The following is an 8970-nucleotide window of genomic DNA, read 5'->3' on the forward strand; positions in this document are numbered from 1 at the left end:
CCTTGCTTTTTTATGTTAAGCGACTACACTTTTCAAATGTGCATTTAATATGCTTTTCGTCTCCGACAGACCCTATAGTGAATATTAAAAGTTGCCATGCAATAGTTATTCTAGGTTTCGGGGATCCTAAATATTTTTGGACCGAAGCTTCTGCTTCGCTTGAGGCAATAGCACAGTTTAATGTTATCTTTCAACGAAGGATGACTGTAATATGTGTTATATTTTAGGGGATTTGTCTAACATGTTTGATTCTTTCTCTAATATATTAATTAAAGACAAAAGAGACCTTAATGCCATTTAAAATTCATAAGGTCTCTTTTGTCTTGATTTCTCGCTAAATTGTTAAATTATTTTTCTCCGTGGTAAATGTTCCATCTGAAAACCAAAGACTATAGATTACCGGAATAATCACTAAGGTCAGTAATGTTGAGACTGTTAACCCGCACATAATCGCCACAGCTAACGGTTCAAACAGGTCACTGCCTGAGAGAGCTAAAGGAACCAGGCCGATAACCGTGGTCATGGCGCTTAGAAAAATTGGCCTGTAGCGTTTGCCGACAGCATCGAAGCAGGCTTCCGTGACCGACATGCCCTCTTGGCGGGCGCTGTTGATAAATTCAATGAGAAGGATGGCATTTTTAATCACTACTCCCATTAGGCTGACAACCCCGACCATAGCAGTAAAGGATAGAGGCTGGCCGAAAGCAAGCAGACCGATAATGACTCCGAAGAGTGAGAGCGGGATCGTGATAAAAATGACGAAGGGTTGCAAGAAGGAACGGAACTGGAGCATGAGAATGAGATAAATAGCCAAGAGCGCAAATAGAGCAGCTGTACCCAGATCGCCAAAATTATCTTTGATATCTTTCGCTTCCCCTTTATAAGAGAGGGTAACCCCTTTTAACTCGTCAGGATGTTGGGCGAGTATTTGTTTGAGTTTGTTTTCAATTGTAATGGCACTGTACCCTGGTTTGACTTGGGAAGAGACAGTAACGGCCAACTCCCGATCATATTTGCGGATCGTGGGAATAGAGGCTTCCAGTCTAAGAGTAGCTAATTGTTTGAGCAGGGCTTTCTGTTCAGAAAGGGAGGATTTGATAGCCAGGTTTTCCAAGGCCTCTTTGGACTGAATATCGCTGATGATGATGACAGGATATTCATTGCCGGCTTTGCGGAAAACTGTCGCCTCTGCTCCCTTTAAAGCAATGTTAATCTGGCGCTCAATATCATATTTAGTAATGCCAAGTTGAGAAGCTTTGTCATTATCGACATCGACACTAAACTGATATTCGGCACTGTCAAGGTCATCATCAACATTCAATGTGCCGGGGATAGCGGCCAATTGATCATGGATATAGTTGACACCCTTGGTCAGAGCCTGTTGATCGCTGCTATTGACTTGAATTCCGATAGGGGTTCCAGGGAAGGCCTTTTCCAACAGCTCGGCCCGAGATGTCCCACCGACCAAGCTTTTGTCCAACAAATCTTGCATATAGACGGCCATTTCTTGGTTAGAATTAAATCTGCCGCCTTTGGACAAGTCTACTTTTAGCAGGACTTGGGCAAAATCCAGCGACTGAGAGGATTTTTCTACAGTCAAATAGAATTTAGGAAGTCCTTCCCCTACTGAGGTGGTATATGCCAGGACTTCTTTTTGGGCAGAGATAAGCATCTCTACTTGCTGAGCTACCCGGTCGGTATTGTCTAGGTCAGCAGAAGTTTCGGCATGAATATTAATATAGAACATGTTGACGTCCGCTTTGGGAAAAAACATAACCGGTAATTTAAAGGCCAAGAGCATTGTAAGAGCAAACAAGGACATAGCTAATACAAGGGTCATTTTCTTATATTTCATGCCAATCGCCAGAAAGCCCAAGTAGAAGTTTTTCACAGGAGACCGCTTATGGATTTTCCCTGGTTTGAGTTGATCGAAAAAGATATAGGCCAGGGCCGGGGTGACAAAAATAGCAACTATAAATGAGGCGGCGACAGCCAGAATCACGACCTCAGGCAAGGTATGCAGGAACTCTCCGGCCGGACCGGGTACGAAGAGCATGGGGGCAAAAGCAGCCCCAGTGGTTAAGGTTGCCGTGAATACCGGTAAGACAGCCTGCTTTGTACCGAGTATACAGGCAGACATTTTCTCTACTCCCTGATCGATCCGGACCTGAATCGAATCAATGATGACAATGGCATCATCGACTAGCATGCCCAAAGAGATGATCAGGGCGGCGATGGAGATCTCATGCACTCGGATCTTAAAGAGGTACATGGCGCAAAAAGCGATCAGGATGGAGATGGGTACGGCTGTAGAAGCTACAATAGCGTTCTTTAGACCCATCCCAAGGAAAACGACCACCAAAACCAGGGCTATACCTTCGAGCAAGTTCTTGAAAAAATTTGTTACACTTTGATCAACGTTAGCCGGCTGGTAAGTGACCTCGTCAACGTCTAATCCGGGCGGCATTTGCTCTTTGAGCTGATTAAGTCTGGTCCGGACGTCGTGGCCAATTAGGACAATATTTTTATTATCGGAAAAAAATGCGCTCAGCAAGATGGCGTTATGTCCGTTTTCTCTGATCCGGGTCGTGGAATCTGCCAATTCCCAGGATACATTAGCGATATCTTTTAAATGCAGGATAGCTCCGGTATTTCTAGAAACGGAAACGACGCAATTTTCAATATCCTGGAGAGAGTCGAAACTGCCTGGGATGCTGACATTTATTTTAGTCGTTCCATTACTCAGGGAGCCCGCAGGAATATCCACATTTTGGATTTTTAAGGCATTGACGATGTCCTCCAAGGATAGTGCATATTGGTTCATCCGGGCGGTATTGACTTCAACTTGGGCTTCTTTTTCTTGTACTCCGCTCACTTTAAAGCGAGATATGCCGTCGACTTTGCTTAATTCATTTTTATACTGATCGGCGAAGTCGGAAAGCTGTTCATAAGAATATTGATCGCCAGAAAGGCTGAGGATCATGCCGGGAGTATCCGCTAATTCCGTATCAATCTCAATCTTTTGGCATTCTGAGGGCAGACTGCTTTGGAGATTGTCCATATAGCGCCGCAGATCCCTCCAGGCTTTATCAACATCGGCATCATTCTGAAGTTCTAAAACGACTATGGAAATACTGTTGCGGGAATATGAGGTGGAAGTTTTGTAACCTGTGACTTCGATGGTTTTATCTTCAATAACTTTGGTCACTAATTTTTCCACATCCGCGGGTTCGGCTCCAGGATAGATGGTCTTAATGATAGCAAACGGCGCATTCACATTTGGGCTTTCCTGTTTGGGTATAACATAGTAACTGTAAAGTCCGAGCAAGATTGCGATGAAAGTGAAGAAAAGAGTAAAACGGCGATTATGGATGATTTGATAAATCAGACCCTTTTTCATCATTGTCCTCCTGCTGTCGGAGCGATAGTCACTTTCATGCCCTCACTTAATTCTTTCATACCGGAGGTTACCAATATGTCTCCGGAATTAAGCCCTTCAACCCGGACATTAAAGCCCTGAGTGTTTTTAAGGCTAATATTCTTTTTGACAGCTCGGTCGGTTTGGACAAGGAAAATATAATCTTCTCCGTCATTCATAACGGCTGAGATAGGGATCCAGATGCCTTTCTCTGCGCCGGAAGCCAGGGAAACACTCGCAGTGGCACCAATGAAATAGGCTTCAGGCGGAATTTCTTTCGTCAATTTAATCTCAGTATTATAAGTACGGGTTTCAGTATCCGGTACTTGATCGATGCGGGTTACTTCTCCCTCTCCGGTAAAGTCACCGACTTTGACCACAGCTTTTGTCCCTGGCTTAACCTTCGCGGCATCGGTCTGACCGAGTCCGACATCAATCACCTGTTCTTGGTTACGGACAACAATGACCGGATATCCGACGTCTAAGTTTTCCCCTTCCTTATAGAGGATATCTGTCACATAACCAGCCATATCAGAATAAAGTTCGGTATCAGCCAAAGCATTTTGTTTGGCTTCTAGATCCACTTGAGCTCTCTGGTAATTTGACCCTTTAACATCCATATCTAATTTAGCCTTGTCCAGATCGGTCTGGGCCATGGCTCCACCCTTGATGAGTTCCTGGTATTTGGTATATTGAGTTTGGGCATCCTGATAGACTTGCTCAGCCTGGGCAAGGTTGAGCTGGGAATTGCGCAGGGCAAGGGATAGGTCAGTCTGATCCAGGTCGGCGAGCAGTTCTCCCTGATGAATTGCCTCTCCTTTATGTACATTCAGGTGGGTCAGTTTCCCTGGGACCTTAAAACTGTATTTCTTTAATTCACCAGAACCGATGATGCCTAAATACTCCAATTGGACTGACTGGGACTGCTCTGTTATAGACGAAACTGTGACTGGTTTAGGAACCTCCATCGGGGTGGTGACTGTCGGTTGGGAACTGCAGCCGATTAAAAAGGCGGGAAGCAGAAGTAAGGTTATTAAGGCACCTGACAGCTGTTTGCTTTTGATCATTCTCTAAAATACCTCCTCAACGTTTTAGGATGCCGTAAAACAAGAGCTTTTTCATCTGTTCTAGAAGTTGATTAATGGTGACGTCATTGGCATTTAGAAATTGGTCTTCCGAGGGTGACAGAACTGTCTTAGTTAACGTCAGCAGCATGATGGCCGGGTCAAGGTCATCCCGGATATCCCCTCTGGCTATGCCCTCCTCTAAAACGGTCATAGCTATCTGTTCTCGGAAACGACGGATTTCTGCAATCGTCTCCTGTTCAGAGGGAAAAAAACGTTGCAACTCATTGACAACGCGGAAGGGAATTCCCGGAAAGGAATAAACATAGAAAATGGCATTGAGCTTTTCAAACCAGGTGGAGCAACGATCGATTTCTTGCAACACACGTTGTTTTTCGATTTCAGCTGCCCTTTGTACGATTTCTGAGATCAGTTCGTTTTTAGAGGCAAAATACTTATAGAGAGTTTTTTTACTCATGCTCAATTCACCAGTGATGTCATCCAAGGTGAACCCTCTTAATCCATATTGTTTAATAAACTCAGTGGCAACCTCAATAATTCTCTCGCGCATGATGAACCTCCTGGATTTCCCATTTATATACTTTGATTCTTCGTAAATGTCAAAATTTAAAAACCTTTTACATTTTTCTCAGTTAGGCCCCTCTGGGGACTTCTTAGACAGTTGGAATAACACTTGTAGATCTGGGATAGTTAACGGCTTCACAGGAAACTATATCAGTATCCAGAGTTTACTACTGATCGTTTATGAGATCAAGAGGTTGGATAAAGTTTATTTAAATGGCACTACTTTATAATTCACATGCATGATACATCAATAAAAGGTACCGGACTAATATCCGGTACCTTTTATTGATGTATCTCATAGTACTTAGGGCTTAGAATGAATGCTAACTATCAATTGCCCCGTAAAAAGTCCAGTCCCTCAACGTTCTTTGCAATACTCAATCCCAATGAAATTTTCCGACCACTGCCAAGACCTTACTTTTATAAAACCTGTTTCAAGTGCCCAATCATCCAACTGTTGAATGGACAATCGGTGGTCAAGGGGTGGCCCCATTTCCGTAGAAGCTTTGACCCACTCGATCACCACTAATCTGCCCCCCATTCGAAGAATCCGATTTAATTCACGGAAAAATTCAATGGGTTGATCCACTTCGTGTAAAACAAGCGAAGTTAAAGCTCCGTCTATCAAATAATTGGGTAAGGGAAAGCAGCTTTCTTCGGATTGAAGGACCTCTACATTATGAATTTCGAGTTGATTGAGACTTTCACTGAGATCACTAAGCATTTCAGAACGAATATCAAGTGCGTACACTTGCTTCAACTCATTAGCAAGCGGTATCGTGAAAAAACCTGTGCCACAACCAATGTCTGCCCATGCATCATGAGATCTAAGTCCAATGTCCATTAAAACCTGAGTAGGCGGCAATATAGCCTGACGTTGCTTGCTGTTAAGCTTTTTACGATTTTCAGGATCAAATTTGTGTACTGTCACAGTGCCCTCCTCAAAAACTATTTACTTTGATCCATAATTGATATAAGGACCTTTTCAATATCACAATGCTTTAAAGCCCACTTCCTTTATATTTGTACCATAACTTTTATTACTTCCCTATAACTTAAAGTATAGAACTTTACTCCAATTGTAGGTATAGTAGTAGTAGTAACTTGTTAACCTTACTAAGAAAAAGCTTTTTCTGATGAATGGGAGATGAAAGAATGAAACCCTATTGGGATTTAGAAGAATTAACTTTAACACGTATTTTTGGGATCATTGAAAAATGTGAATAATTGGAGTTGGAAAACGCCTGTTTTATATATAATCCCAAACTTAAAAACGAAGTAAAATTCTATATGGTTAAGTATGATTATCATTGGAATTTAACTGTTATCCAGAACTGGGAGAAAAAAAGTGACATTTATAAATTTAAAGATAGATCATTAACCTTTGAGTATTCCCAACACAATCAAACAAGAAAGGTCAACCAAGTTTGTGCTACCTGGCAGGGATAATTTCTACCCAATAGTTATCTGGATCATTAATGAAATATATGCCCATTTCCTTATTTTCGTAACAGATACAACCCATTTTCTTGTGATGTTGATATGCTGCCTCAAAATCCTCGACCTTAAACGCAACATGGAATTCATTTTCTCCTAAGTTATAGGTTTCAGTTCTGTCTCTCAACCAAGTCAACTCCAGGCTATGTTGAGTATCACCGTCTCCAAGATAAACAAGAATAAATTCCCCATCTGACTGCACATGCCTTTTGACCTCGATTAACCCTAAAGCTTCCTTGTAGAACTTCAGGCTCTTTTCAAGGTTAAAAACATTGATGTTGTTGTGATCAAATCGAAATTTCATAGTTTTAACTCTTCCTCTCATTTTTGGCTTATATGATTATTTTCTCTTTGAAAAGCCTGTTCTATAACTTGATGGGTTAACTCATAGGTATTAGTATTTATTCTACAATCATTACGAGGTGATAACAATAGGAACTTCAAGCATTAAAATCAAATATCTTTATCACAGCGGCTTTTTAGTGGAAACGAATAACAATTTACTTATCTTTGATTACTATCAGGGCCCAGTTGAAAGTTTAGTAAGAGAAAGCCCCAAAAATATCTTTATCTTTTCCTCTCATAGTCACCCTGACCATTTTAACCCAGTGATCTTAGAGTGGCAAAAAAACAAACCCGATATTCAATACATCTTCAGCTATGATATTAATATTCCGCACAAAAACAAAAACATTAATTTCCTATCCCCCTACGAGAAGCTAGAAATTGGCAACTTAAAAATAAAGGCCTATAATTCAACAGACTTGGGCATATCCTTTCTCGTCCAAGATGAAGAAATCCGACTCTTTCATGCAGGGGATTTAAACTGGTGGTACTGGATTGACACCCCGGCGGAAATGATGAAAGCCGAAAAGGACTTTAAGGAAGAAGTTCAAAAAATCAAGGGGGAAACTATTGATATTGCTTTCTTCCCCGTCGACCCGCGGCTCAGAGAAAACTATAGTGCAGGAGCAGAGTACTTTATACAGGAGCTTGCCCCCCAAATTTTTATTCCTATGCACTTTGCTGACAGCCCTGAAATAACCAACAAATTTGAAGATAAAATGAAGAATTGCTCAAGCCGGATCCTGAAATTTTCACAAGTCGGACAGGAATTGATACTTTAATTCTTTGCTGTAGCGGCCCTCATTATAGCAATAAGCTAAGTAAATTTATTCTTCTTAAATTTTTTTATTTCGTACGTACAACACTGTTTACTTCAAAATTGGGATCAGACAAGGATGATTACGTTTAATCCATGGCACTCCACCAATTTGGAGACCCTGCTCCATTCTTGGTGGGTAGTTAACATCGCGATCATCGCCGATGTTAACACCTCAACCGTTCCAATATTCAAGCGTTGCCTACTAGGTAGCAGTGACTGACTATTTAATCCAAGAAAAGACAGATACCTAATCAGAAAATGATTCTTCCACAATCTTTCTATATAGGAGATTTCACAACTCTCACAGAGATGTCCCCCCTGTTGCGGATACCTTTCCTGAACGTTTAATTTGTCTAATTTGTCTTTCCAGTCTGCGAGGAAACGTTAGATCTTCATTACTGCAAACTAAGACCTTCCAGCCAGCCCCATTAAACTTTTTTAGATCACACGGATGCTCGGAATCATAAAGGCAAATTAAGATATCTTCAATTTGGGCCAGAAACTTCTGACCCATCAAAGTTTTGTTCCAATAGACAGTCCCTTTTGGGAAAATATTAGTTAGAACCTGTCCTAGAGGATCCGCCTGCGGAGGAACTTGAGAAGTGCTGAATAATTGAGAAATTTTGGAGTCTATAGATGTAAGTAAATCTGAGACTTTAATAAGTTCAACCGTTTGATGCTCATTTCCAGTGAACGAACTATTTGCCTTACGCAAGTGTTCTATGAAATAATCATTCGTTCTAGATTTAGCTCTAGCTAATTCATCGCGTTCTAGCTTTGTTATAGCTTCTAGCTTCGTTTCAACCTGGGCAAGTGCATCAGCAAATGCCCAGGCGTCCGCTTTTGCTTGCATCTCTGATTGAGCTAGAGCCTCTTCTAGGGACTGTACTTCTCCCTTGGCTTGTTCTGCTTGGGTTAAAGCCTCTTCGAGTGCCTGGATATCTGCTTTCGCCTGGGCCTCTGCCTGGGCCAGAGCCTCTTCGAGTGCTTGGACATCTGCCTTCGCTTGGACTTCTGCTTGGGCTAGAGCCTTTTCGAGTGCCTGGATATCTGCTTTCGCTTGGACTTCTGCCTGTGCTAGAGCCTCTTCGAGTGCCTGGATATCTGCTTTCGCTTGCATCTCTGCTTGGACCAGTGACTCTTTATGTGCCTGAGCATCTGTTTTGGTTTGAGCTTCTGCCTGTGCTAGAGCCTCTTCGAGTGCCTGGATATCTGCTTTCGCTTGCATCTCTGCTTGGACC

At 42.0% G+C, this 8970-nt stretch carries 7 protein-coding genes; 1 reads left to right on the plus strand and 6 read right to left on the minus strand.

Annotation, left to right across the window (positions count from 1 at the left end; genetic code table 11):
• Positions 1-334: 334 nt before the first annotated feature.
• From LJE72_RS06475 to LJE72_RS06495, 5 genes are all read right to left on the minus strand, one after another.
• Positions 335-3400 carry an efflux RND transporter permease subunit gene (locus LJE72_RS06475; RefSeq protein ID WP_229246809.1) on the minus strand — a complete coding sequence of 1022 codons (3066 nt, stop codon included), beginning with the start codon at positions 3398-3400 and terminating at the stop codon, positions 335-337.
• Positions 3400-4485: an efflux RND transporter periplasmic adaptor subunit gene (locus LJE72_RS06480; RefSeq protein ID WP_229246810.1), complete on the minus strand. Its 1086-nt coding sequence runs from the start codon at positions 4483-4485 to the stop codon at positions 3400-3402. The genes LJE72_RS06475 and LJE72_RS06480 overlap by 1 nt, the downstream gene beginning before the upstream one ends.
• A 16-nt stretch (positions 4486-4501) precedes the next feature.
• Positions 4502-5053, minus strand: a complete 552-nt coding sequence (locus tag LJE72_RS06485) for a TetR/AcrR family transcriptional regulator (RefSeq protein WP_229246811.1) — start codon at positions 5051-5053, stop codon at positions 4502-4504.
• 372 nt (positions 5054-5425) lie between these two features.
• Positions 5426-5998 (minus strand): class I SAM-dependent methyltransferase, encoded by a 573-nt coding sequence (locus tag LJE72_RS06490; RefSeq protein ID WP_229246812.1) that lies wholly within the window; start codon positions 5996-5998, stop codon positions 5426-5428.
• A 501-nt stretch (positions 5999-6499) separates the two neighbouring features.
• Entirely contained in the window at positions 6500-6868 is a 369-nt protein-coding gene (locus tag LJE72_RS06495; protein WP_229246813.1) for a VOC family protein, read from the minus strand.
• 127 nt (positions 6869-6995) lie between these two features.
• Here LJE72_RS06495 and LJE72_RS06500 point away from each other — a divergent pair, with 127 nt between their 5' ends.
• Positions 6996-7691, plus strand: coding sequence for an MBL fold metallo-hydrolase (locus LJE72_RS06500; RefSeq protein ID WP_229246861.1), 696 nt, complete (start codon positions 6996-6998; stop codon positions 7689-7691).
• A 339-nt stretch (positions 7692-8030) separates the two neighbouring features.
• Here LJE72_RS06500 and LJE72_RS06505 read toward each other — a convergent pair.
• Positions 8031-8970 (minus strand): hypothetical protein (locus LJE72_RS06505; RefSeq protein WP_229246814.1); only part of this gene is annotated, 940 nt, incomplete at its 5' end.

Source organism: Desulfosporosinus shakirovi, from assembly GCF_020595055.1.
In the GTDB taxonomy this organism is placed as follows: Bacteria; Bacillota; Desulfitobacteriia; order Desulfitobacteriales; family Desulfitobacteriaceae; genus Desulfosporosinus; species Desulfosporosinus shakirovi.

Coding starts and splice junctions, on each gene's coding strand:
- LJE72_RS06485 (WP_229246811.1), bottom strand. CDS start 5,053: ATGCGCGAGAGAATTATTGAGGTTGCCACTGAGTTTATTAAACAATAT.
- LJE72_RS06475 (WP_229246809.1), bottom strand. CDS start 3,400: ATGAAAAAGGGTCTGATTTATCAAATCATCCATAATCGCCGTTTTACT.
- LJE72_RS06495 (WP_229246813.1), bottom strand. CDS start 6,868: ATGAAATTTCGATTTGATCACAACAACATCAATGTTTTTAACCTTGAA.
- LJE72_RS06480 (WP_229246810.1), bottom strand. CDS start 4,485: ATGATCAAAAGCAAACAGCTGTCAGGTGCCTTAATAACCTTACTTCTG.